Origin of the sequence: Apibacter sp. B3919 (assembly GCF_026537405.1) — a bacterium.
GTDB lineage: Bacteria > Bacteroidota > Bacteroidia > Flavobacteriales > Weeksellaceae > Apibacter.
The window spans coordinates 719277-743274 of the sequence record NZ_JAFNMG010000001.1 but is presented as its reverse complement, the minus strand read 5'-3'; the positions used below and the strand labels follow the sequence as shown (position 1 = coordinate 743274).

Below are 23998 nucleotides of genomic sequence, written 5' to 3'. Positions count from 1 at the left end.
TTAAAAAAGAAAGCTTTGTATAGGATTATACAAGGCTTTTTTTGTTTTGTTTTGGAGTGGTTTTTTTGGTTGGTGGAATTTTAAACTTATAAACTTTTAATTTAGATAAACTCATAAGTTAACTCGCATAATTTTATATCAGACCTTTACTGTCTATGATGATATTTACTATACATATTCATCGATGTTATTAATAACAATTTCATTCCCGATAAGGACTTTCTTATTTAAAAATAGTAAAACTAAATAGCTTTTGAAATCATAAATTAAAGAAATAGGTTTTATTGATTTTTATTTCTTTTATAACTCTTTTTTGATAGGTTTTTTCTTTTGATTCTTCGGAGACAACAAAATTTTAAAAAAAATATCTAATATTTAGTTTTTTCTAATCTTAAAATTTAACTTATTTATAAATTTATCTATTAAATATATTCTTGTGACTATTATATTATTACATTTTTAATCATTTTAAAAACTAGAATCTCCTACACTTTTTTTTGGATTAATTATTGCTTTTAGAATAAAAAATTGTATGAAATGTTTCATATAACCTAAAAGTTTAAAAAATGGTAATTTCGAAGGGAATAAATGATTCTAAATACTATGATACATTTTTTACTTCATATATATTTATTGATAGTTGACTTATATCGTTAAACAATTAGAATTTATTTATATAATAATTAAAAACAAATTAAATACATATAGTTAAATTATGAATAAAAATATATTAAAGTTTTTATTGGTTATTTTAGTAGGAGTTATTCTTTGGTTCGTACCTGTGCCGGATGGTCTTGATGTTAAAGCTTGGCATTTGGCATCAATTTTTATCGCAACGGTTTTAGGATTGATTCTTTCTCCGTTTCCTTTGGGAGCAATGGCAATCTTTAGTATGACCACGGTAGTTGCTCTAGATTTAATTCCGATTAAAAGCGCCTTAAAAGGTTTTGGAGATACTACAATCTGGATGATAGCTTGTGCTTTTTTTATTTCAAGAGGATTTATTAAAACAGGCTTTGGAAGAAGAGTAGGATATCTTTTCATTAGTAAATTAGGAAACAGTTCCTTAGGTTTATCTTATGGTTTGGTTATGACCGATTTAATATTTGCTCCGGCAATGCCATCCACATCTGCACGTTGTGGCGGAATAATAACCCCTTTATTTTTATCTATATCAAATGCCTATGATTCTACTCCAGAAAAAGGAACTCAGAATAAGATCGGGGCATTTTTAGTACAATGTATATTTCAATGTAATGCAATTACATGTGCCATGTTTTTAACTTCGATGGCAGGCAACCCTATGATAGCAAAATTTGTTGAGAATATGGGATATACCATCTCATGGACTGATTGGGCAAAGGCCGCAATTGTACCCGGCTTGTTATCTTTACTTGTAATTCCATACGTTTTATATAAATTTTATCCACCTGAATTAAAACATACCCCGGAAATGAAAGCGATTGCAAAAGAAAAGCTTAAAGAGATGGGTAAAATGACTACCAAAGAGTGGATCGTTCTGGGGGTTTTTTCCTATTTAGTAATTTTTTGGGTATTAGGTTCATTTCTTAAAATAGATGCGACATTTACAGCCTTTGTAGGATTATGTATTTTATTATTAACTCGTGCTCTAGATTGGAATGATGTAATTAGTGAAAAAGAAGCATGGCATACAATTATATGGTTTGCGATACTTATGACATTAGCTTCTCAATTGAATACTTTAGGATTTATTCCTTGGTTTGGAAATTATGTAGCTGAATCGGTGAAAGGTTTACCTTGGTTACCGATGTTATTTATACTTTTATTGGTGTATTATTATGTGCATTATCTTATGGCAAGTGCTATAGCACATATCAGTGCGATGTACGTTATATTTGTTTCCATATCGATAGCTGCAGGGGCTCCACCAATGTTAGCAATATTATTATTTGCATTTTTCAGTAATTTAAATATGTCAATTACACATTATTCGAGCGGACCCGCTCCTATTTTGTTTGGTTGCGGATATATCCCATTGGCAAAATGGTGGAAGATCGGATTTTTTATGAGTTTAGTTATTTTGGCCATTTGGCTACTAGTGGGAACCGCTTGGTGGAAAGCGATAGGATTGTTTTAAAAAATAATTATATAAAAAAAGGTTTTCTAATTTAGAAAACCTTTTTTATTTTACTTTACAATTTTCATTTCATCTATAAGCCTTTGGGCTCCTGCATATTTATCGATTATAAATAATATATAACGAATATCAACCATAATGTTTCTGCAGATAGAAGGATCATAATTAATATCGCTCATAGTGCCTTCCCAAACCCTGTCGAAATTAAGTCCTACCAAATTACCATGAGCATCAAAGGCGGGACTTCCTGAATTACCCCCGGTAGTGTGGTTGGTTGCAATATAATTTACTATGATATCTCCATTTTGTGAATAAGGCCCGAAATTTTTTTGATTGTACAATGTTATTAATTTTTTAGGTAAATTAAATTCGTAATCATCAGGAATATATTTTTCAATAACACCGGATAATGTTGTAAAAGGTTTATAATAGACTCCATCTTTTGGTGTATATCCGTCTATTTTACCATAAGTAACTCTTAAAGTAGAATTTGCATCAGGAAAGAATTTTTTTGAAGGAAAACTCTTTAATTGAGCATTCATATAGTTTCTTTGCAGGCTGTCATTTTTTTTATCAAAATCATCATGAAATGGTAAAATTTTTCTTCTGTACATTTCAATATAAGGAGTAATAAAGTTTAATACTGCATCGTCTTTTAATTTAGATTTTATATTTTCCTTTGAATCAGAAGATAATATTGATAAAAGATCTCCTCTTTCACGAGTTATATAAGAATTTTTCCAAAAATCGGTTAGATAAATATTACACGAAGATTCTTTTTCAAAATCTTCATGACCGGCTACCTGAAATCTTGGCTCAATATTCATACTGTACATGGAAAGCATTTTTGAAGATACTTTCCTGTCTAATTCCGAATCATAATTTTTATAAATTGAACTAACATTTTTTATTACTCTTAATTTAATTTTTTCAAAGTCTTGATCAGAAGCATTAAGAAGATTGGATACTATATAAGCCATACGAAAAGTTTCAGAATTCGAATAAAAAACTTCATTAAAATAAGTGTAAGCTTTATTATACCGACTATTATTTTTATATAAATCATTTAATGCATTTACTAAAGACAGATTTTTATTTTTAGTATCAAGATTTATTTGACTTTGCTCTACCAATTGATTTTCATATTCTTTTCTTTTTTCGATAGCATTTGATTTAAGTAACCCTTGATTTTCACCAATCCATTTTTTCCATCCATTAGCGATAGATGCATATTTTGCCGCATATTTTATCTTTATTTCTTTATTTTCACGCATCGCATGATCTAAAATTTTTAAGGATTCATTACGTAAAGAAATTCTTGATGGATTGGTTATTTCCAATAGTTGTTCAATAGCAGATGCCGGTAAATATTCTTGAGTTCTCCCGGGAAATCCGTATACAAATGAAAAGTCATTTTCCTTTTTCTCTTTAATTGATATAGGCAAATAGTACTTGGGGGTATAAGGTACATTATCTTTAGAATATTTTGCCGGATGATTATTTTTATCTGCATAAATCCTAAATAGGGAAAAATCTCCGGTATGCCTAGGCCACATCCAGTTGTCGGTATCTGATCCGTATTTTCCTATAGAAGATGGAGGAGCTCCCACTAATCGGATATCTTCGTAAGTTTCTGTAATAAAAGCATAATATTGATTACCGTTGTAAAAAGGCAAGATGGCAATGTCTTGATAGTACTCTTTTTTAATGGTTGAACTAATTTTATTAATATTATTTTTAATAATAATGTTTCTTTGTTGTTCAGTGAATTTATCACTAATACCCAATAATATTTGAGAAGTTACATCTATAATATCAACTATAAAAGTTGCTTTTAAGCCTTCGTTCGGTTTTTCTTCTTCATAGTTAGAAGCCCAAAATCCATGGGTTAACAGGTCATTGGTAACTGTAGAGTGTGATTGTATGCTATAGTAACCGCAATGATGGTTAGTAAGTAATAATCCCTTAGGTGAAATAACTTCAGAAGTACAGCCTCCTCCGAAATGAGCAACCGCATCTTTTATGCTTGGATTATGGGTATTAAATATTTGTTTTGGAGATATTTTCAAACCCATTTCCTTCATTTCTTTTTCATTGAGCTGATTAGGTATCCACATACCCCCACCCGTTTGAGCGATTAAAAATGAAGCATTAAAAAAACAGGTTAATAAAAAAGATTTTAGCGTAATTTTTTTCATTAATATTATAATTAGTTTTTCAAAAATATAAATTTATTAATAATATAATAACATAAAAAAGTTAGAATGCATATTTAAAAGAAAAATTAATTAGCTTTGTGTAACTAATAAATTTAAGATTTTAACAGATAAATAAAGATTAATTTTATGATTCGCATATAAATTGTAACTTGTAAAATAGACTAAATAAGTGGTATGGACGAAATAGACTTAAAAAAAGAAGAAGAAATAGTCAAACGTTACAAAGATATGCTTCGTAACACCTACAGAGATTTGACTACAGAAGATAAATCTCTGATTAGAAAAGCTTTTGAAGTTGCAAAAGATGCCCATAAGGATCAAAGGAGAAAAACCGGAGAACCTTATATATATCACCCTTTAGCCGTAGCTAAAATTGTTGCAGATGAAATAGGCTTAGGAGCAACAAGCATAGCATGTGCTTTACTGCATGATGTAGTGGAAGATACTCAGTATACCATTGAAGATATCTCCAATTTATTTAATCCTAAAGTAGCTAAAATTATAGATGGACTTACCAAAATATCCAACATAGACCATCAAAATCTTTCGTTACAATCCGAGAACTATAGAAAGCTGTTACTTACCTTGTCTGAAGATGTTAGAGTTATTTTAATTAAGATAGCTGACAGACTTCATAATATGAGGACTTTGGACAGCATGAAAAGTTCTAAACAGAAAAAAATTGCTGCTGAAACCACCTATATATATGCTCCTTTAGCCCATAGAATGGGGCTATATACCATCAAATCTGAGCTTGAAGATTTGAGCTTAAAATATACCGATCCGGAATCTTATTCTTTAATCGTTAAAAAACTTGAGGAAACAGAAAAAGACCGTCAACGATATATTGAAGAGTTTTCAAGGATTATGCAAGAAAGCTTAAATGCCGAAGGTTTGAATTTTACTATTAAAGGACGACATAAATCCGTTTTTTCAATTTATAAAAAAATGAAAAAACAAGATGTTTCCTTTGAGGAAGTTTTTGATTTATTTGCTATTAGAATTATATATAAATCTGATTATAAAAATGAAAAATTCCTGGCTTGGAAAATTTATTCCATAGTTACGGATAAATTTATGCCTAATCCCAGCAGAATGAGAGATTGGATTACTACTCCCAGATCTACGGGATATGAAAGTTTGCATGTTACCGTCATTGGTCCGGAATCTAAATGGGTGGAAGTACAAATCCGATCGGAGAGAATGGACGAATTGGCTGAAAAAGGTATTGCCGCTCACTATAAATATAAAGAAGGATATAAGGGAAGAGAAGATAATCAAATTGAAAATTGGATTTCTCAAGTTAGAGAAATGTTGGAAAACTTGGGAACGGCCTCTACAAAGGAATTGTTAGATGATTTTAAATTAAACTTATACACAAAGGACATTTTTGTCTTTACTCCTAAAGGAGATTTAAAAGTTCTTTCGGCAGGAGCAACGGCTCTAGATTTTGCTTATTCCGTGCATTCCGGTATCGGAGATCATTGTTTAGGAGCTAAAGTAAATAATAAATTGGTGCCGTTAAGTTATAAGTTATCAAGTGGAGATCAGGTGGAAATACTGACGTCCAATGTTCAAAAACCTAAAGCAGATTGGTTGGATTTTGTCGCCACTTCAAAAGCAAAATCAAGGATCAAAGCGGCATTGAATTCGGAAAAAAGAACGTATACAGAAGAAGGTAAAGAATTATTAATTCGTAAGTTACGGCACTTAAAAATTAATTTTTCAGAAGAAGAATTAAATTCCATTCAAAAATTTTTCGGAGCAAAAACCAGTCACGATGTTTTTTATCAGGTTGCTACCGGAGTCATCGATAGTAAAGCACTAAAAAAATATAGAGATAGTAAAGGAGTTTTAACAAATTTATTATCCAAATTAAGAAAAAGAACCTCTATAATCACTGAAAATAATTTTCTAGAACCTAAAGAGGAGGAAAATTATGATATGATTGTTTTTGGAGATGATGAAGAAAAACTAAACTATCAATTAGCGCAATGCTGTAATCCAATTCCGGGTGATAATATTTTTGGTTTTGTAACCATAAACAGTGGTATAAAAGTTCATAAAGAAAGCTGTTCCAATGCTATTGATATGCGAGCTAATTATGATTACAGAGTAATTCCGGCTAAATGGGTAAGTAGTTCAAGCAGGGATTTTCTGATAGAAGTTTCATTACAAGGAATTGACAGAAACGGTATTTTTAACGATATAACCACTCTTATTTCTAATAAATTTAAAATTAGTATAAAAAAAATAAACATTAATTCCGAAGATGGTATCTTTTACGGAAATTTAATATTATTTGTAAAAAATACTCTTCAATTAGAACAAATTATAGAAGAGTTGCATAATATTGAAGGTATAACCAATGTTAAAAGATCTGAGATAAAAAAATAATTTATTATTTAGTTTCTTTGTAATAATTTAGAGTATAAATTATTATTGTATTAAAAAAGTTTTTTTAATATAATATAGATTTATGGTAATCTCAGCTAAGAAATTAATTATAAACTCGAAAAAACAGTTTTTATTTATCTCAAAGGTGAAAGAAACAATTATAAGATAAATAAAAATTGTTAAGCAATAAGATGGAAGTTGTTTGTTCTACTCAATTAAAATAAACAAAGTGTGAATTTTAATCTTTTTCATTTAGTAAATCCTGATAAGCAATTTTTAAAGCCTCCTTTTCTTGTTTATTAACTTCCGGATATTTTGGGTTCATAGATTTTAATGTTTCATTAATGATGTAAGCCATTACCAATTGCCCGTAAGATTTATTATCAAAAGGAACAATAAACCAGGGACAATTTTCAGTGGAAGTTTTTTCAAAAGCCATTGCAAAAGCTTTTTGATATTCATTCCAAAATTTACGTTCTTTTAAATCTGAAGCTGAAAATTTCCAATTTTTTTCTTTTTCATTAATTCTCTTAATAAATCTTTTTTTCTGCTCGTCTTTACTTATATTGAGAAAAAATTTAATAATTCGAGTACCATTGTTAAACATACGATTTTCAAAATTTTTAATTTCCTCATATCTTTTTTCGAAAAACTCATCATTAATATCTTTGACAGAATTTATAGTAGGAATTTTTTCATTTAAAATAAATTCAGGATGTACTTTGCAAACTAATACGTTTTCATAATGAGAACGATTAAATATTTCAATTTTTCCACGTTCGGGCATTTTGATAATATGTCTCCATAAATAATCATGTTCATACTCTAAAGAAGAAGGTGTTTTAAAAGATGATACATTTACTCCTTGGGGATTTACTCCCGTCATGATTGCTCGTATGGAACTGTCTTTTCCGGCAGCATCAATTCCTTGTAAAATAATTAATAAAGATTGTTTGTTTTCAGCATTTAAAATATTTTGATAATAATCTATATTTTTAATTATTTTCTTTATCTCTTTTTTATTTTTTTTGAAATTTTCAGGTGATTGAGTAGTATAATTTTTAAGATTTACTGATTTTCCTTCTATCACACGGAAATCATCAATGGTAATTTTCATAATATATTATATTTTAATTGTTTTTTATATTAATTGTTTAAACGAACAAAATAAACTAATTTTTTTATAAAATAGAATGTTATAAATAATTTGTAAATTTATTCTGATGTGTAGATGTGAAAATATTGTACCAAAGTATATTTTTATATTCTTATTTTTTTTCTAAAAAATATAAATCAGAATTTTTTAAAGTTTTACACATGAATGATCACATGTATAGGTAAAAAAGTGTATAAAATAGGAAGTTTAAAAAATATGATTTACTAACTACGAAAAAACAATGCGGATATTAGTTCCTATATATAAGCCCATTAGAGAACTTGCGCCTCCAACGGTTTTTAAATTACTCTTATACATGGAAATTTGTAAATAGCCCGAAGAATTAAAAATAGCAAAAGCTTTTCCATGATATTTTTTGTCCTCAGAATCTGTCCCAAGTATATCGGTATATTTAGATTTAATTTCAGTGAATTTAACGTTTCTGGCAAAAATTATAAAGTCCTTTTTTTTTCCAAATTGGTGAAATTGTTCTTTACTAATGTTGGTTATTGCATTACCGAAATTATCTACATGAATAACCATTCCTGTTAACGAATTATCTTCACTTTTTTCAACCGGTTTGGGTTGAGTTAATTCTTTATAAGAATTTATTTTTCTACCTATTAATTCTAATTTTCCGCCTCTGGCAAGATGACAGGCCACAGGAATGAAAAGGTCTTTAGTTAAAAAGTGAAGATCATCGTATTTATTAATCGTGATTTCATATACTTGATCGGGAATATATTCTTCAGCGATTAAAGAAAGAATGCCGTTATCATTACAAATAAAAAAATGGCCGTTGATTTCTGCAGCTAAAGATTTTACAAAAGGAGAAGGCAACGCGTCGACACCAATTATATGAATGGTCCCTTTAGGAAAATTTTTGTATGAATTTTGAATAATATAAGCAGTTTGAATTAAATCAAAAGGCATAATTTGATGTGAGATATCAACGACTATAATATCCGAAATTTGGCTGTATATAGCACCTTTAAGAGCAGCCACATGGTAATCGTCTAAACCAAAATCGGTAGTGAGTGTTATTATTCCCATTTTTTATTATCCTACACAAAGTTATTGCTTATTTTTGTTATGTAAAATTAAAAAAGGAGTTAAAATTTGAATCAAATACGAATTACTTTAGAAGGGGTGGATTTAAAAACTTTCTATGGTGAATATAATCAAAACTTTAATCTGTTGATTAATCATTTTCCCAAATTAAAAATTACAGGAAGGGATCGAGTAGTGTCGGCTGCAGGAAATGATGCGGATTTAACTTTGTTTAATAATAAAGTTAAAGAAATAACAGAATATATAAACAGATATAATAAGTTAAATGATATTGCTCTGGAGGGAATACTCTCTAATGGAGAAAAGCAGAATGAACTTAGATCCGAATCTGAGGATATTATTGTTCACGGAATAGGAGGAAAACTTATTAGGGCTAAAACAGAAAATCTTAAAAAGCTGGTGAAAGCAGTCGAAAACAATGATATGGTATTTGCCATTGGTCCGGCAGGAACAGGGAAAACCTATACTAGTGTTGCTTTAGCTGTAAAAGCTTTAAAAGATAAACAAGTAAAAAGAATTGTGCTTACTCGTCCGGCTGTGGAAGCAGGGGAAAGTTTGGGATTTTTACCCGGTGATTTAAAAGATAAATTAGATCCCTATCTTCAGCCTTTGTATGATGCATTACGAGATATGATCAGTCATGAAAAACTGGCTTCTTATATTGAAAAAGGAGTCGTACAAATTGCTCCTTTGGCATTTATGAGAGGTCGAACATTAGATGAAGCCTTTGTAATTTTAGATGAAGCTCAAAATACAACCCATCTGCAAATGAAAATGTTTTTAACGCGTATGGGGGCTAATGCTAAGTTTATTATTACGGGAGATCCCGGGCAAATAGATTTACCTAAACATCAGAAATCCGGATTAAAAGAAGCTGTTCATCTTTTAAAAAGAGTTAAGGGAATAGGTTTTGTGCAATTGACAGAAATTGATGTGGTAAGACATAAATTAGTAAGAAAAATATTAGAAGCCTATCATAAACAAGAAGAGATTGAAGAATAGTTTTTCATTTTCTTTTCTAAAATAAAAGATCTTATTGAAAAATAAAATCCTTATTAATTTACTTATTTATAAGTTTTAATAAGAAACAGATTAATAAAAATTAATCCTTCATACTATAAACAAATAGATATATTTTCGAATTTTTTTAAAATAAATTGAATAATCAGTAACAAAAAGATAAAGTAAAAAGAATTACTTTATAAATCAGATTTGAAATTTATCCTTAACAATTTGAACCATTTTATTATAGGTTTCTGCTTTGCTTAAATGAGTGTTATCGATAAGAATGGCGTCTGCGGCCTGAGTTAATGGTGACACCGATCGGCTGCCATCAATGTAATCTCTTTGCTTAAGATTTTCTTGAACCTCTTCTAAAGAAATGTTTTTGTGTTGATTTTTATATTCAGTGAATCTTCGTTTAGCTCTTTCTTCTATACTGGCAGTAATAAAAAATTTTAAATCAGCATTTGGAAATACGACCGTTCCAATATCTCTACCATCCATAACAATCCCGCCGTTTTTTCCTATATTTCTCTGTTGTTTTACTAAATATTCTCTTACTTCAGGTATTTTTGCCACCCATGAAACATGTTCAGATATGTCAAAAGCACGAATTCTATTTTCAACATTTTTTTCATTAAGATAAATTTCATTGGTATTGGAATCAGAATTTAGCTTAAAGTCCAAATGAATATCATTTAAATGGGTTAATAAAGCTAGCTCATCTATAGTATTATTTTTATAAAAATTTTCAATAGCATATAAAGTTACAGCTCTATACATAGCACCGGTGTCTATATGAATCCATCCAAATTCTTTGGCTAACATTTTTGCATAGGAGCTTTTACCGGTGGAAGAATAACCATCTATGGCAATTATAGGTTTTATCTTGTTGTTTTTCATGTTATTTTACCAATCATAACGAGGGGCAAACATATTTTCCAAGTCTATACGTAGTCCAAATGTATTGGTGTTTCCCGCAGCATTATATCGCCCCCAAGCGTAATCAAAGCGAAAATATGAAATTTTCACACCAAAACCAAGAGTTAATCCGGCAAATGACCGTTGATCTTCAATGGCCAATTCATTACCTCTCTTAAAATTATATCCGGCTCTGAGGTTGAATCCTGATTCGGGAAATAATTCGGCTCCTAACGAAATATGATCTATAATTTTTCTTCCTCCATTGATCTTTTCTCCCTTTTTATTAATTGGTGAAGAAATATCAAATTTTTGTAAGTCATGTAAGGTAAGAGTTAACTCCATCGGTAATTTTTCGAATCGTTGCGAGATTCCTAAATTTGCTTGAATGGGCAATTTTTCTCTTCTATCATTATAATAAGTTAATTGCCCTCCAAAATTTCTAACCACAGCAGAAACGGTAGTATAGTAATCAATATCGTGAAATACCACCCCAAGATCAGCCAAAAGAGCGGAAGAGGTATAACTTTCAATTTTACTGGTAACATAAGATAAATTTCCGCCCACCGTAAAGAAATCAGAGATATTATAGGCATAACCCAAAGTTACTGCTGCGTCTTTTGCTGTAAATTTTCCGGTTACATTTCCAATTTCATCGGCGGCTTTAAGATCTCCATAATCTACATATCTTCCATGAAGGGAAAAAAAGTGCTTACTTTCTTTGGGATTATAGACATAGGATAAAGCTCCCAATTTGACATCTGCAAGATAAGAGGAATAATTTATTCCCGCTTGGTTATGCATTTTATTGTTCATCATTGCCGGATTGAACATAGCCATATTAGGATCATTGTCCCAAGAAGAGTTAGCATTACCTCCTAAAGCTGCTTGACGGGCAGATACGGTCATATTCATAAAAGTATATATTTCTTGCCCGTTTTGAGAATAGACAATGGAGTATAAACTAATGAATATAATTAGTATAAATTTATGCAATAGACGCATTATAGTAAAAATTACAAGAAAATAAATCAGGTACGCTTGATGGTACTTTTTTGTAATTATAAACTATGAATCTGTCAATTTATTGTATGGAGCTACTAATAACCTAAAAGATCTAAAATTTGCTTATAATTTTGTTCTTCTCGAAATACCTCATAAGTAAATTCGCCGTCTTTATTTTTATTGATCAAAATATGTTTTGGCTGCGGAACTAGACAATGGTGCACGCCTCCGAACCCGCTAATGGCATCTTGATAAGCTCCTGTATTGAAAAAACCTATATATAGAGGTTTTTCTTCACTGAAAATAGGAAGATAAATGGCATTAACGTGCTGTTCAGAATTGTAGTAATCATCGCTATCACAAGTAAGACCTCCTAAGAAAACCCGTTCATAGGAATCTTCCCAACGATTGATAGGAAGCATGGTAAAACGACGAGAAATAGCCCAAGAATCTGGTAATGTTGTCATAAAAGAACTGTCAATCATATCCCATTTTTCCCGATCATTTTGTCTTTTTTGACTTAAAATTTTGTAAACAATCCCTCCACTTTCTCCAACAGTGAATGAACCAAATTCGGTATATAAAGTAGGTTCTTCTACTCCTTCTTCTTCACAGAATTTTTTTATTTGGTAAGTAATCTCATTGACCATATAATAATAGTCGTAATCAAAATTCAAGGAATTTTTTATAGGAAAACCTCCTCCTATATTGAGCGAATCCACTTCGGGTGCGATTTTTTTCAATCGAGCATAAACTCGCAAACATTTATAAAGTTCGTTCCAATAATAGGAAGTATCTTTAATCCCCGTGTTGATAAAGAAATGCAACATCTTTAAACGAGCAAAAGGATGATTTTGGATTTTTTGAGCATAAAAGGGAACAATATCTTTATATCCGATTCCCAAACGAGAAGTATAAAACTCAAATTTAGGTTCTTCTTCAGAAGCAATTCGAATACCTATATTAAAATTAGTATCTATGCTGTCGGAAAGTCGATCGATTTCTCTGAAATTATCCAATACAGGTAATATGTTAGAAAATCCGCCGTTAATCATTTCCGAGATAATTTTTAAATATTCATCGGTTTTGAATCCGTTGCAAACAACTTCTATATTTTTATCGACAATTCCTTTATCGTATAATCTTCGTATAATTTCCATATCGTTTGAAAAAGAAGTTTCCAAACTAATTTTATTTTTTAAAGCTTCTTCAACCACGAATGAAAAATGACTTGATTTCGTACAATAACAATATCTATATTCATTATTGTAATTATTTTCCTTAAAAGCCTTTTTAAACCATTTTTTGGTTTGTTGTATGTTTTGCGATATTTTAGGTAAATAATTGAACTTAAAAGGAGTTCCGAATTTTTCAATTAAGTCCATTAAAGGGATGTCATGAAATAATAAATTTCCGTTATCAACCTTAAATTCGGGCTGTGGAAAATCAAAAGTTTGTTGAATTAAATCGTGATACTTTATTTTCATTTTAAATAGTGGAAAAAAATCAGATTACAAATATCTATAAATTTACTAGTTAATAAATGCTTTTTTAAAAAAATTAATAATTTTTTCCATCAAATATTAGATTTTAAAAATATTTTAACAATTTTAAGTTATCATTTATCAAATTCAGAAAATATTTTTTTATTGAGAATAATTATAAAAAACTGTTTATTAGCTCTTCATGCAAAACACCTTCACAAATTTGTCGAACTTCTCCGGTCATTCTTATTTGCCAATGATCATCAATTTCTATTTTAAGTTCTCCTCCGGGCATTTTAATGGTTACATTATTATTTATTAACCCTTTTTTTCTTAATACACCGGCTACTGCACAAGACGAACTTCCTGAGGCTAAGGTGAAACCGGCCCCTCTTTCCCAAATTAATATTTGAACTTCATCTCTATTTAGTACTTTTGCAAATTGAACATTTATACGGTTAGGAAATTTTGAAAACGTTTCAATTTTAGGTCCGTATTTTTTTATTTCCTCACTATCTAAATTTTCTTTGAGAATTACACAATGTGGATTTCCTACAGAAACACAATTGATTAGAAACTCTTGATCATCGATAGTAATACGTTCATCTTGTACTTCATCCGAATCAAAGGAAGTGGGTATTTGTTTTGAATCGAAAATGGCTTGGCCCATATCTACTGTTATTAAAGCAGCCCTTTCATTTAAAGTTTCTTGTATGGTTGCACGAACTTTACCTCCTTTGGTTTCTACTGTAAATTCCCTTTGAGGAATAATTTTATAATCGTATACATACTTGCAAAAAATTCGTAATCCATTTCCGCTTTTTTCTGCTTCGGAACCATCCGGATTAAAAATTTTCAGACCTATGTCAGCCGTTTCTGACTTTGTTTTTACTAATATTCCATCAGAACCTATTCCGAAGTTTACGTTACAGATTTTTTGAATGGCTTTTTCAGTTAAAGGAAAAGTAATAGCATCTTCATTGATTACTATGTATTCGTTACCCAAACCTTGGGATTTAATAAAAGAGTTTTTTTCCATCAGAACGGATTTTTTTTAATTAATAAGATGGTATTTGAGCATAAATATAAAATTTATTTTAATTCATGTTCTAAATTTTTACTTTTTAAATTTTTGATTGTGCTGTAGAGGTGACTATTGATTTAAAATTAAATTAAAGCCCTTTACATAAAAGCATCAATTGAATTCTTATTTACTAATTTTCGGAGTAAGAAATAAAGCAGAAAAATATATTATGATTGTTTAATCCACTTGAAAATTTCTTTTATAGTTACTTTTTTTCCATACATAAGTATTCCAATCCTATAAATTTTACTTGCAATAAAAACCATTACTAATACCGATCCGACCATGGTAATAATTGATATTGCCAATTGCCAACCCGGTATTCCATAAAAGGATCGGGTAACCATAGCCATGGGAGAGGTAAAAGGAATAATGCTTAACCAAAATGCCACAGGACCTTCCGGATTGTTTATGATACTTATGCATCCATAAGCACCTAAAAGTAAGGGGATTACAATTATTGGGATAAATTGTTGAGTTTCTGTATCATTATCCACAGCTGCTCCAATGGCTGCAAAAAAAGAACTGTAAAATAAATATCCCGTAAAAAAGAAGAAAAGAAAAACGAAAATAATTAACGGATAGTTAAGATTGAAAAGGGCATTAATAGTGTCGCTAATTTGAATTTGCATTTCTTGATTAAGAATATTTCGTAAATCATTTTGTTGAATGGAAAGCGTTAATTCATGTCCTAATATCAATTTACCCATACTAAGAAGGAGCAGGGTCATTCCAATCCATATACAAAATTGAGTTAAAGCAATTAAGGTTGTACCCAATATTTTTCCCATCATTAATTCAAAAGGTTTAACGGATGAAATAATTATTTCAACCACCCTGTTATTTTTTTCTTCCATAATGCTTCTCATTACACGTGTTCCGTAAATAATAAAAAACATAAGATTTACATACATTAATGACAAAGAAAGAATTTCTTTAATTAAGTGGTTATCCTCTGATTTGCCTTCTTTAACATTAGTAATTTGTAAAGATATTTTGGAATTAATTTTATCTATATCGGATTGGTTTATTCCTAATAATTTTCTTCTTTTTTCTTCAATTTTTTTATTGATGGTTTCTTCTAATGAATAGAGAAGATTTTTGTTCAGATTTTTGTTTGTATAAAGTTGGATATGATCTTGTAAATTATTTAATAGAGAATCTTTGGTTTTGGGTATATACAAGATAGCATCTAATGAATTACTTTGTGCTAACGAATCTTTTAAAACTTGTAAATCATTTTCTGTATAAAAATTAAAGATATTTTTTTCATTACTCTTGAAATCAGGATAAAATTCATGGGTTGAATCAATGATGACAATACGTGAATTGCTTTCATTAATTTTAATCATAAAACCAATGATTGCTACGGCTAGGATTACTAATATCGGAGCAAAAAAAGTAATAAGAACAAAAGATTTTTTTCTTGCCTGAGTAAGAAATTCTCTTCTCATTACCAAAAAGATATTTCTCATAGATTTTTTGAATTTACAGCATTAATAAAAACTTCATTCATACTGGGTATTTCTTCATAAAAAGAAAGGATTGTTCCTTTAGATGAAAGTTCTGATAAAAGGGATTTTGAGCTTTCCCGGTCGGTTAATTTAATTGAAAATGAATATTCATTATCCATTTTTATTAAATTTTCGATCGGATGATTAGATAGTAGATGTTCAATATCATGGGATTGTATATCAGTAATCCTGATATTAAATTTTCCTTGTTTAAATTTATGTCTGATATCTTTAACCGAACCATCTAAAATTTTTTTTGAATTATGGATAAGAGCAACATAATCACAAAGTTCCTCAACCGACTCCATTCGATGAGATGAAAATAAAATGGTAGTTCCTTTTTCTTTAAGCTCTAGAATTTCATCTCTTATAAGATTGGCATTTACCGGATCAAATCCGCTGAAAGGCTCGTCAAAAATTAATAATTCGGGATTATGCAATACAGTAACTACAAATTGAATTTTTTGAGCCATTCCTTTAGATAATTCGCTCAATTTTTTATTCCACCATTTTTCAATTTTTAGTTTATCAAACCAATATTCTAAACGCGACTTGGCCTCCGTTTTATTCATGCCCTTAAGCTGGGCTAAATAAATTGCCTGTTCGCCAATTTTCATATTTTTATACAGTCCTCTTTCTTCCGGCATATAACCTATATGTGAAATATGTTTGGGTTGTAGAGGCTCTCCATTAAAATAAATTGTACCGCTGTCCGGCTTAGTGATTTGATTAATGATTCTTATAAACGTAGTTTTTCCGGCACCGTTCGGACCTAAAATTCCATAGATACTGCCTTTAGGAATTTTTATGTTGAAGTTATCTAAGGCAATTTTGTCTTCATAAGTTCGGGTAACATTTTCAGCTACAATAAAATAATCCATTTTTGAGTTGTATTATTTATTCAATCACAAATAGCAAATGTACTATTTTTATAGAAATTTGTTTATGTTAAATACTTTATATTTGCCCCTAAAATGAAGTATGATTAGGTTTTAATTTAAAACTTGGTTGTAATAAACTTTTATTTGACTATATGAAGAGTTTTCCGGTTTATATTTTTTTGTTATTTCAAATATTTATGTTCTCTCAGAATTTAGAGATGAAATATTATGTACCGGATCGTCCTCATTCCCGTGTTTATAAAATTTTAAAAATGGTTAAAAAGAACGAAAAAATTAACCATCCTAACCATTTAAATTCTTATAATTATTTTTTATATACTAAATTCTATATTGATGATTTTAGTAATGTTATGCATAGTATGAATAGTGATTCATCTGAGATAGCTAAGTTAGAGAAAAAGGAATATATATTTTTAGGAGAGCGGGTGATAAAATGCAGATATGACACAAGATACGGGAAAAAAAATATAATTTTAGCCGATCAGGTTTCGGGCTTTAAAAAACCTTTTTATGAGTTGTTTTCTGAACCTTTTTTTCAAGAAGAATTTCCTAATCTTTTCAAGAATAAATTCAATTCCTATAATTTTAAATTAATTGACAGTATTGTAATCGATACTAAAAAAAATTATATTATTTCATTCGGATCCAAAAAAAACTTGTTAGTAAATGGGAGCAGGGGAACATTGTATATTGACGCTAAAAGTTTTGCAGTAGTTAAATATTCAGGTGAGGAATATAACTCAAATTATACTCGTTATTTTGAATATCAATGGAAATCGTTCAAAGGAATATGGTATTTAAAGTCTAAAACCAATAAAATAAGAATAAGTACCATTGATATTACCAAATTTTTGACAAATTCCAACAAGGAACAAAAGTTTTTGTTTTCTCCCTGGATAGTTATCCGGATGACAACGTCTCATTTTACATCCAATAAGTCTTTTACAAGAAAAGATTTTAGAGGGTATGAATATGAATTGGAAAAAGATTTTAATACGAATACGGAATCTAAAATTAAAAACTTTCGTAAAACTCCTTTAACGCAACGAGAAAAGAATACCTATGCAAATTCCAGCTTTTTCAATGTGTTACCCATTGAAAAAAATGTTCGTCTATTAAATTCGGTAAAAAATTGGAAATTACCTTTAGGTAAAGTAGATTTAAATCTGTTGAATTTGATGAATTATAATGATTATGAAGGGTTTAGGTTTCAGTTGGGAGGAAAAACCAATTACAAGTTTAGTAAAAATATATCCATACTCGGATATCTTGCCTTCGGGACGAAAAGCACTAACAGTAAAGGTGCGTTGGGAATGGATCTTAATGTAAACAAAAAAAATAATGGAAAAATAAAGCTTTTAGGATACTCTGATGTAAATCCGTTTTCTAAAACTATTGATAGATTCCCTAATCGTGAGGAACAAATAAAGGACGAATTAAATTACATTCAAAATTCAATTTTTTATACTTATAGAGGAGCAAAGCTCGCTTATGAACAAGATATAGTAAAGAAAGTTACTGCTTCGGTGGAAGCGAATTATGAAGTTCAAAAATCGGATTATGAATATTCATTTAAATCTTATTCGCCTTCTCATAAATATACGTTATTTTCAACTTCTTTACACCTTAAATACGCACCATTTGCTAAATACCTGATGACTCCGGAAGGAAAAATGACGGTAGAAGATAAGCCCGTTTATTTTTATTTTGATTATACCAAAGGGTGGAAAACTTTAGGAGCTGATTTCAACTATGATCGCTTTGATTTAGCTGCTCATATATCTGTAACTAATCCAATAGGGGAGAGTTCCTTAGTTATGAATTCCGGATATATTTTCGGAAAAACGGTTTTATGGAATAATTATGGAAGTTTTGGTAATGCGAAAGTAGGTAAATCAATAGGAAATAGATTTTCAATGAAAGGCTATCGATCACTGGAAACCTTAGCACCCGGAGAGTTTTATGCGGATAAATATGTGGCTTTTTTCTTAACTCATTCTTTTAAAGACATAAATTTTATAGGAAACAGTAAGTTGCAATTTTCTTTAGTTTATAATGGGTTACTAGGAAATATGAATCATAAAGAAATCCATAAATTAAATTCTTTTTCAGTTCCCGACAACTATTATCAAGAAGTTGGAATGGAGCTTAATAAGCTAATTTACTATTTTGGATTGGGAATTTATTATAGAATGGGAGCCTATCACCTTCCTACTTTCGATAAAAATTTATTTCTTAAATTAACTTTTAGTCTCTTTTAAATAGCATATTTCTTTAGATTTAATTATAAAATGCTATTTTTGTGTAGTTAATTTTATCATAATATCCAAATGAAAAGCTATATTTTTTTATTACTTTTTTTTATATGTATTTCTTTTAAAGCCCAGCAAATCATTACTAAAGTAGATTCAGCTACCGGGGGAAAGCTGATTATTAATGCTGATGAAGAAATATTGAAAATGGTTAGTGAAGATGAATTATGCAAAAAATTTGGAGACACCACGCGAGAATCTAAACCTATTTCTTCCACCGATAAAAAACCGGTGAATAGGCCTGTTTCTCCTGAAAACATTTGTGGCAGACGTAACGATATACCCGGTTTTATGATCAAAGTTGGAGAAGCTAAAACAGAGAAGGAAATTAATACGTTGACTACAGAATTTAGAAAGTTATTCCCTGAGTTACGGGTTGAAAAAAGTTATTTACGTCCTGATTGGAGACTTTTGGCCGGAGATTATTTTAAGAGAGAATCAGCAAAATCTGATTTAAAAAGAATTAAAAGGAATTTTCCTTCCGCCTTATTAGTTAATTGGAGAATTTATTGTAACCGAGCAAAATAATTTTTTTTAATAAAAAATATAAAACAAAAAGGGCTTATTATTAAGCCCTTTTGCATTTTAAATTATATTTCTTTTCCTTCTTGATCGTAATATTCAAAGAGGAAATCATTATAAGGAAATCGTTGGGTATGGATATCTTTAACTTGATTATAAATAATTTTCTTCAATTCTTCATAATTTTCTTTAGTTAAAGCAGAAATAAAAACACTAGGATATTTGGATTTAGCCATCCATGTTTTTTTCCAATCGTCTAACGAATAATTTCTTTTGGTAACCGGTGTTAGATCATCTTCATCTTTTCTTTCATAAGAAAAATTATCAATTTTATTAAATACCATTATTGTTGGTTTATCTGCAGAACCTATTTCAGCCAATATGGTATTTACGGAATTAATATGATCTTCATAGCTGGGATGAGAAATATCAACTACATGGATCAAGAGATCAGCCTCTCTTACTTCATCTAACGTTGATTTAAACGACTCTACCAGCTGAGTAGGTAATTTTCTTATAAAGCCGACTGTATCGGTTAGTAAAAAAGGAAGATTACCTATTACTACTTTTCGTACAGTTGTGTCTAGTGTTGCAAATAATTTATTTTCGGCAAAAACTTCAGATTTACTCAACACATTCATTAAGGTAGATTTTCCTACATTAGTATATCCAACCAAAGCTACTCTAACTAATTTTCCTCGATTGTTTCGTTGAGTTGACATTTGCTTATCAATCGATTTTAATTTTTCTTTAAGCAAGGATATTCTGTCTCTGATAATACGTCGGTCGGTTTCAATTTCAGTTTCTCCCGGTCCTCTCAATCCAATACCTCCTTTTTGACGTTCCAGGTGAGTCCACATACGAGTTAAGCGAGGAAGAAGGTATTCATATTGAGCAAGTTCCACTTGTGTTCTGGCATAGGATGTTTCTGCTCGTTGAGCAAAAATATCTAATATAAGATTCGTACGGTCAATAATTTTCCTGTCTAATTCTTTTTCTATATTTTTAAGTTGAGAAGGAGTCAATTCATCATCGAAAATAATTGTATCGATTTCATGTTCTTTAGCATAACTATTAATTTCTTCCAACTTTCCTTTTCCTACAAACGTTCTAGAGTGTGGCTGATCCAGCTTTTGCGTAAATCTTTTGTAAACTACAGCTCCGGCTGTATTTGCCAAAAACTCCAATTCATCCATGTATTCATTTAACTTTTCTTCATCTTGGATTTGAGTAATCAATCCGATTAGAATAGCTTTTTCATATAATGCTTCTTTTTTTTCTAACATATAAAATTAATCTGCTTTAAACTCGATTTATTTATCAAATGTATTGTTTTTTAATAATGTGTAATACTATTAAATTTTAAAAGGTTTGTGTAATTACAGCATAATGTGATTTAACATAACAGGTATCTTTCAATAATTATACAATTTTTTTTAATTCTGTGTTTTTTACTGAATAGTACAATGAGTCCTAAGAGAGATTTTTTATTATTAGTTATTAAATATAAAAGTAAATTGAAAAAAACATATTTACAATCAATAATGATTAACAGGATGAAATGAGCAAGTAAGAGTATGATCATTAACTACTCCAACTGCCTGTAAAAATGCATAAATAATAGTTGTACCCACAAATTTAAATCCACGCTTTTTTAAATCTTTTGAAATACTATCGGAAAGTTGAGTTGAAGCGGGAACTTGTTTAATGGTCTCCCAGTGGTTGCAAATAGGTGTGTGGTTGACAAAGTTCCATAAATAATTGCTAAAACTTCCGAATTCATTTTGCACGTCCATAAATTTTTGTGCGTTGGTTGTGGCAGCTTTAATTTTCAATTTATTTCTAATAATACCTTCATTGAGAAGTAAACGATCCATTTTTTCTTGAGTATATTGTGAAATTTTTTTATAATCAAAATGGTCAAAAGCTTCACGAATACTCTCTCTTTTTTTTAATACCGTAATCCAACTAAGACCGGCTTGAAATCCTTCAAGTAAAAGAAATTCAAATAGTAATCGGTCATCATATACCGGTTTGCCCCATTCCTCATCATGGTATTTTTTGTATATGTCATCAGAACCTACCCATTCGCATCGAATTATTTCTCTTTCCATACTAATTTATATTAATGTAAGATGCAAATATAGATATTTATATAGGTATCTGATAATTATCGATTGCTGACTTTTGCATTTTGTTTTTTCTCTTCTTCCAATAGTTGCTGAATGGTTTTTCTAGGCTCGTTTTATTATAGGGAAAGACATCCGGAAATATATCTTGCCATTTTTTTAATCTTTCGTCATCTCTCCATTCAAATTCAGGTAAATATCTGTTTTGCTCGGGAAGCTTACTTTCAGGGTATAATTTTGATTCTGCACTGAGCTGACAAGAAACAATATCCATTTTGCGTTCAACAAACTCACCTTGTAAAATTCCACATACAGATATGCTGATTCCCGTCCGTTGTTTACCTTTCGTTTTAGATTCTTCTTCTACATAAGTGATGGATTCGGCATTACCTTTTAAATCTACTAAATGAAGCTCTTCATTTTGAAAATAGGCATGAAGCATTCTTCCTTTTGCTTGATTGAATTCCAATTTAGGACTTAATGAATCTACTTTGCTAATTACAAAAGCATGGGATCTGCCATAAATGGAATCTATGGCTTGACTGGAACTATTTAAATACGCAGAAAGAGTATCTGCGGTTAATTGTCTTCCTCCTGTTGACCAAAATATGGGTTTTTTATAAAAATCAATTCTTCCAATTGTTTCTTGATACACCAGAGAATCACTTTTTCCGGAAACATTCGATTTGAATAGCCTTCCGTTATGATACCCACGAATGGTAGATTTTTTATCTTTTCCTTGAATGGCAATCAAGGTATCGGAATGAATGTATAAAGAATCTTTAGTAAATGCTTTTACCATATAAGGCCTTCCTGTAATCATTGCAGAATCCTTAAATTGGTATACTTCAGCATATTCACCGATTAAAAATCTTTTTTCTTTAGGTTCTTCCAGTTTAACGTTTTTAATTCCTCTACCAAATCCTTTTATTTCATCAAAAAATAAATCATTGCCGGATAATATTTTCCCTTGGTAATAAACCTTTCCGTCATTTTTTAAATCGGATTGTTTGGTTTTGGTATTGTAAGAACCCGTACTTCCCGTTACGTAAACCGTAGGATCTTTTTTATTGGTTATGCGGGTAAATTTAGTAAATGTTGCAATTTCATTTTTAGCATCGTATTTAATATCAGATCCTTCTAATATATATTCCGGAGATTCTAACGTAGAATTATCCCCTAGTTCAATTCGATTATCTTTAACAAAATATTTTCCAACTTTTGTATGAGTTATATTTTCGCCTTTATAAACTGTTCCCCAATTGTCAAAATAGGCAACATCCCGATTGGCATCATAGATCATTTCCTCGGTTTCAACCGTTTGATCGGGGGTAACTAATTTTACGTTATGATAGGCGATGGCATTTCTGGTTATTCCATTATAAGTCAATTTTTTACAATTCAAGGTAGATTGTTTATCCCTAAAAAAAACATTTCCTCTTGCTTCAATAAAATTTTTATCGCTAAAATAAATGATTGAATCAGCTTCTAAATGAGAAGTTTCGTGTTCTGCTATGACATGTCCTGAATAAACAATATTTCCGTTAAATACATGTTCATTCACCTCTTCCATGTCGGCATTGATAAGATTTATGGGTTTGGGATTATCCTTTTTGGAAGGAGCCGGAGGGGTAACTTGAGAAAATAAAAATACACCTGTGAATATGAAGAAAATAAAAAATATAATTTTTAAATTCATTTACTTGCTTTTCTTTTTTGCATAAAAATATAAAGAATGACTTTCGATTTCAATATTAAATATTTTTTCTAAAGAATCTTTAATTGTTTGAAGTCTAGGATCACAAAATTCAATAACTTCTCCCGAATCGATCATTAAAATATGATCATGTTGCTTAGCAAAATATGATTTTTCATATAAAGCTTGAAGTCCTTCTCCAAATTGATGTTTTCGGACTAACTTGGCATCTAAAAGAATTTCAATGGTATTATAAATAGTGGCTCTACTCACTCTATAATTTTTTTCTTTCATTCTCATATACAGCCAATCGATATTGAAATGTTCATCTGTTGAATAGATCTCCTCAACGATAGCAAATCTTTCAGGAGTTTTTCTATGTCCTCGATCTTCTAAATATTTTATAAAAACATCTTTAACAATTTCAAAATTTTTATTTGCAGTATCTGTACTCATGTTATAGAA

At 29.9% G+C, this 23998-nt stretch carries 18 protein-coding genes; 5 read left to right on the top strand and 13 right to left on the bottom strand.

The features are described from left to right. Positions 1-715: 715 nt before the first annotated feature. On the top strand, positions 716-2119 hold the full coding sequence (locus J3U20_RS03300; RefSeq protein WP_160542395.1) for an anion permease: 1404 nt from the start codon (positions 716-718) through the stop codon (positions 2117-2119). A 50-nt stretch (positions 2120-2169) separates the two neighbouring features. On the opposite strand, the gene J3U20_RS03295 is transcribed toward J3U20_RS03300, so the two are convergent. Next, the gene (locus tag J3U20_RS03295) at positions 2170-4317 is read right to left on the bottom strand and encodes a S46 family peptidase (protein WP_160542394.1); all 2148 of its coding nucleotides are present in this window, start codon (positions 4315-4317) and stop codon (positions 2170-2172) included. A gap of 195 nt (positions 4318-4512) precedes the next feature. Between J3U20_RS03295 and J3U20_RS03290 the strand changes: the two genes are divergently transcribed. Further along, positions 4513-6735, top strand: coding sequence for a RelA/SpoT family protein (locus tag J3U20_RS03290; RefSeq protein ID WP_160542393.1), 2223 nt, complete (start codon positions 4513-4515; stop codon positions 6733-6735). A gap of 238 nt (positions 6736-6973) precedes the next feature. On the opposite strand, the gene J3U20_RS03285 is transcribed toward J3U20_RS03290, so the two are convergent. Beyond that, positions 6974-7852, bottom strand: a complete 879-nt coding sequence (locus tag J3U20_RS03285; protein WP_160542392.1) for a PPK2 family polyphosphate kinase — start codon at positions 7850-7852, stop codon at positions 6974-6976. Positions 7853-8119: 267 nt separating this feature from the next. Continuing rightward, the gene (locus tag J3U20_RS03280) at positions 8120-8944 is read right to left on the bottom strand and encodes an SAM hydrolase/SAM-dependent halogenase family protein (protein WP_160542391.1); all 825 of its coding nucleotides are present in this window, start codon (positions 8942-8944) and stop codon (positions 8120-8122) included. 66 nt (positions 8945-9010) lie between these two features. On the opposite strand from J3U20_RS03280, the gene J3U20_RS03275 reads away from it, so the two are divergent. Beyond that, positions 9011-9964 (top strand): PhoH family protein, encoded by a 954-nt coding sequence (locus J3U20_RS03275; RefSeq protein ID WP_160542390.1) that lies wholly within the window; start codon positions 9011-9013, stop codon positions 9962-9964. A gap of 204 nt (positions 9965-10168) precedes the next feature. Here J3U20_RS03275 and cmk read toward each other — a convergent pair whose 3' ends face one another. The 6 genes from cmk to J3U20_RS03245 all read right to left on the bottom strand — a co-directional run bounded on the left by cmk (position 10169) and on the right by J3U20_RS03245 (position 16853). Further along, positions 10169-10867 carry a (d)CMP kinase gene (gene cmk / locus J3U20_RS03270; RefSeq protein ID WP_185149846.1) on the bottom strand — a complete coding sequence of 233 codons (699 nt, stop codon included), beginning with the start codon at positions 10865-10867 and terminating at the stop codon, positions 10169-10171. 6 nt (positions 10868-10873) lie between these two features. Further along, positions 10874-11890 carry a type IX secretion system protein PorQ gene (porQ, locus tag J3U20_RS03265; protein WP_160542389.1) on the bottom strand — a complete coding sequence of 339 codons (1017 nt, stop codon included), beginning with the start codon at positions 11888-11890 and terminating at the stop codon, positions 10874-10876. Between the two features lie 95 nt (positions 11891-11985). Beyond that, entirely contained in the window at positions 11986-13377 is a 1392-nt protein-coding gene (locus tag J3U20_RS03260; RefSeq protein ID WP_160542388.1) for an arginine decarboxylase, read from the bottom strand. Positions 13378-13549: 172 nt separating this feature from the next. Continuing rightward, complete coding sequence (gene dapF, locus J3U20_RS03255; RefSeq protein WP_160542387.1) at positions 13550-14413, bottom strand: diaminopimelate epimerase; 864 nt, start codon at positions 14411-14413, stop codon at positions 13550-13552. 212 nt (positions 14414-14625) lie between these two features. Next, positions 14626-15933: an ABC transporter permease gene (locus tag J3U20_RS03250; protein WP_160542386.1), complete on the bottom strand. Its 1308-nt coding sequence runs from the start codon at positions 15931-15933 to the stop codon at positions 14626-14628. Continuing rightward, complete coding sequence (locus J3U20_RS03245) at positions 15930-16853, bottom strand: ABC transporter ATP-binding protein (RefSeq protein WP_160542385.1); 924 nt, start codon at positions 16851-16853, stop codon at positions 15930-15932. Before J3U20_RS03245 ends, J3U20_RS03250 begins: the two co-directional genes overlap by 4 nt. A 197-nt stretch (positions 16854-17050) precedes the next feature. Here J3U20_RS03245 and J3U20_RS03240 point away from each other — a divergent pair, with 197 nt between their 5' ends. Together J3U20_RS03240 and J3U20_RS03235 are read left to right on the top strand one after the other, a co-directional pair. Then, on the top strand, positions 17051-19135 hold the full coding sequence (locus tag J3U20_RS03240) for a DUF5686 family protein (RefSeq protein ID WP_160542384.1): 2085 nt from the start codon (positions 17051-17053) through the stop codon (positions 19133-19135). Between the two features lie 69 nt (positions 19136-19204). Then, on the top strand, positions 19205-19714 hold the full coding sequence (locus J3U20_RS03235; RefSeq protein WP_160542383.1) for an SPOR domain-containing protein: 510 nt from the start codon (positions 19205-19207) through the stop codon (positions 19712-19714). Between the two features lie 62 nt (positions 19715-19776). Here J3U20_RS03235 and hflX read toward each other — a convergent pair whose 3' ends face one another. From hflX to J3U20_RS03215, 4 genes are all read right to left on the bottom strand, one after another. Further along, a complete protein-coding gene (hflX, locus tag J3U20_RS03230; protein WP_160542382.1) occupies positions 19777-20994 on the bottom strand; it encodes a GTPase HflX in 1218 nt (405 codons plus the stop codon). Between the two features lie 252 nt (positions 20995-21246). Next, a complete protein-coding gene (locus J3U20_RS03225; RefSeq protein WP_160542381.1) occupies positions 21247-21822 on the bottom strand; it encodes a DNA-3-methyladenine glycosylase I in 576 nt (191 codons plus the stop codon). A gap of 37 nt (positions 21823-21859) precedes the next feature. Continuing rightward, on the bottom strand, positions 21860-23536 hold the full coding sequence (locus tag J3U20_RS03220) for an OstA-like protein (RefSeq protein WP_160542380.1): 1677 nt from the start codon (positions 23534-23536) through the stop codon (positions 21860-21862). After that, entirely contained in the window at positions 23537-23989 is a 453-nt protein-coding gene (locus J3U20_RS03215) for a Fur family transcriptional regulator (RefSeq protein ID WP_160542379.1), read from the bottom strand. Between the last annotated feature and the right edge of the window lie 9 nt (positions 23990-23998).

Coding starts and splice junctions, on each gene's coding strand:
- J3U20_RS03300 (WP_160542395.1), top strand. CDS start 716: ATGAATAAAAATATATTAAAGTTTTTATTGGTTATTTTAGTAGGAGTT.
- J3U20_RS03295 (WP_160542394.1), bottom strand. CDS start 4,317: ATGAAAAAAATTACGCTAAAATCTTTTTTATTAACCTGTTTTTTTAAT.
- J3U20_RS03290 (WP_160542393.1), top strand. CDS start 4,513: ATGGACGAAATAGACTTAAAAAAAGAAGAAGAAATAGTCAAACGTTAC.
- J3U20_RS03285 (WP_160542392.1), bottom strand. CDS start 7,852: ATGAAAATTACCATTGATGATTTCCGTGTGATAGAAGGAAAATCAGTA.
- J3U20_RS03280 (WP_160542391.1), bottom strand. CDS start 8,944: ATGGGAATAATAACACTCACTACCGATTTTGGTTTAGACGATTACCAT.
- cmk (WP_185149846.1), bottom strand. CDS start 10,867: ATGAAAAACAACAAGATAAAACCTATAATTGCCATAGATGGTTATTCT.
- porQ (WP_160542389.1), bottom strand. CDS start 11,890: ATGCGTCTATTGCATAAATTTATACTAATTATATTCATTAGTTTATAC.
- J3U20_RS03260 (WP_160542388.1), bottom strand. CDS start 13,377: ATGAAAATAAAGTATCACGATTTAATTCAACAAACTTTTGATTTTCCA.
- dapF (WP_160542387.1), bottom strand. CDS start 14,413: ATGGAAAAAAACTCTTTTATTAAATCCCAAGGTTTGGGTAACGAATAC.
- J3U20_RS03250 (WP_160542386.1), bottom strand. CDS start 15,933: ATGAGAAATATCTTTTTGGTAATGAGAAGAGAATTTCTTACTCAGGCA.
- J3U20_RS03245 (WP_160542385.1), bottom strand. CDS start 16,853: ATGGATTATTTTATTGTAGCTGAAAATGTTACCCGAACTTATGAAGAC.
- J3U20_RS03240 (WP_160542384.1), top strand. CDS start 17,051: ATGTTCTCTCAGAATTTAGAGATGAAATATTATGTACCGGATCGTCCT.
- J3U20_RS03235 (WP_160542383.1), top strand. CDS start 19,205: ATGAAAAGCTATATTTTTTTATTACTTTTTTTTATATGTATTTCTTTT.
- hflX (WP_160542382.1), bottom strand. CDS start 20,994: ATGTTAGAAAAAAAAGAAGCATTATATGAAAAAGCTATTCTAATCGGA.
- J3U20_RS03225 (WP_160542381.1), bottom strand. CDS start 21,822: ATGGAAAGAGAAATAATTCGATGCGAATGGGTAGGTTCTGATGACATA.
- J3U20_RS03220 (WP_160542380.1), bottom strand. CDS start 23,536: ATGAATTTAAAAATTATATTTTTTATTTTCTTCATATTCACAGGTGTA.
- J3U20_RS03215 (WP_160542379.1), bottom strand. CDS start 23,989: ATGAGTACAGATACTGCAAATAAAAATTTTGAAATTGTTAAAGATGTT.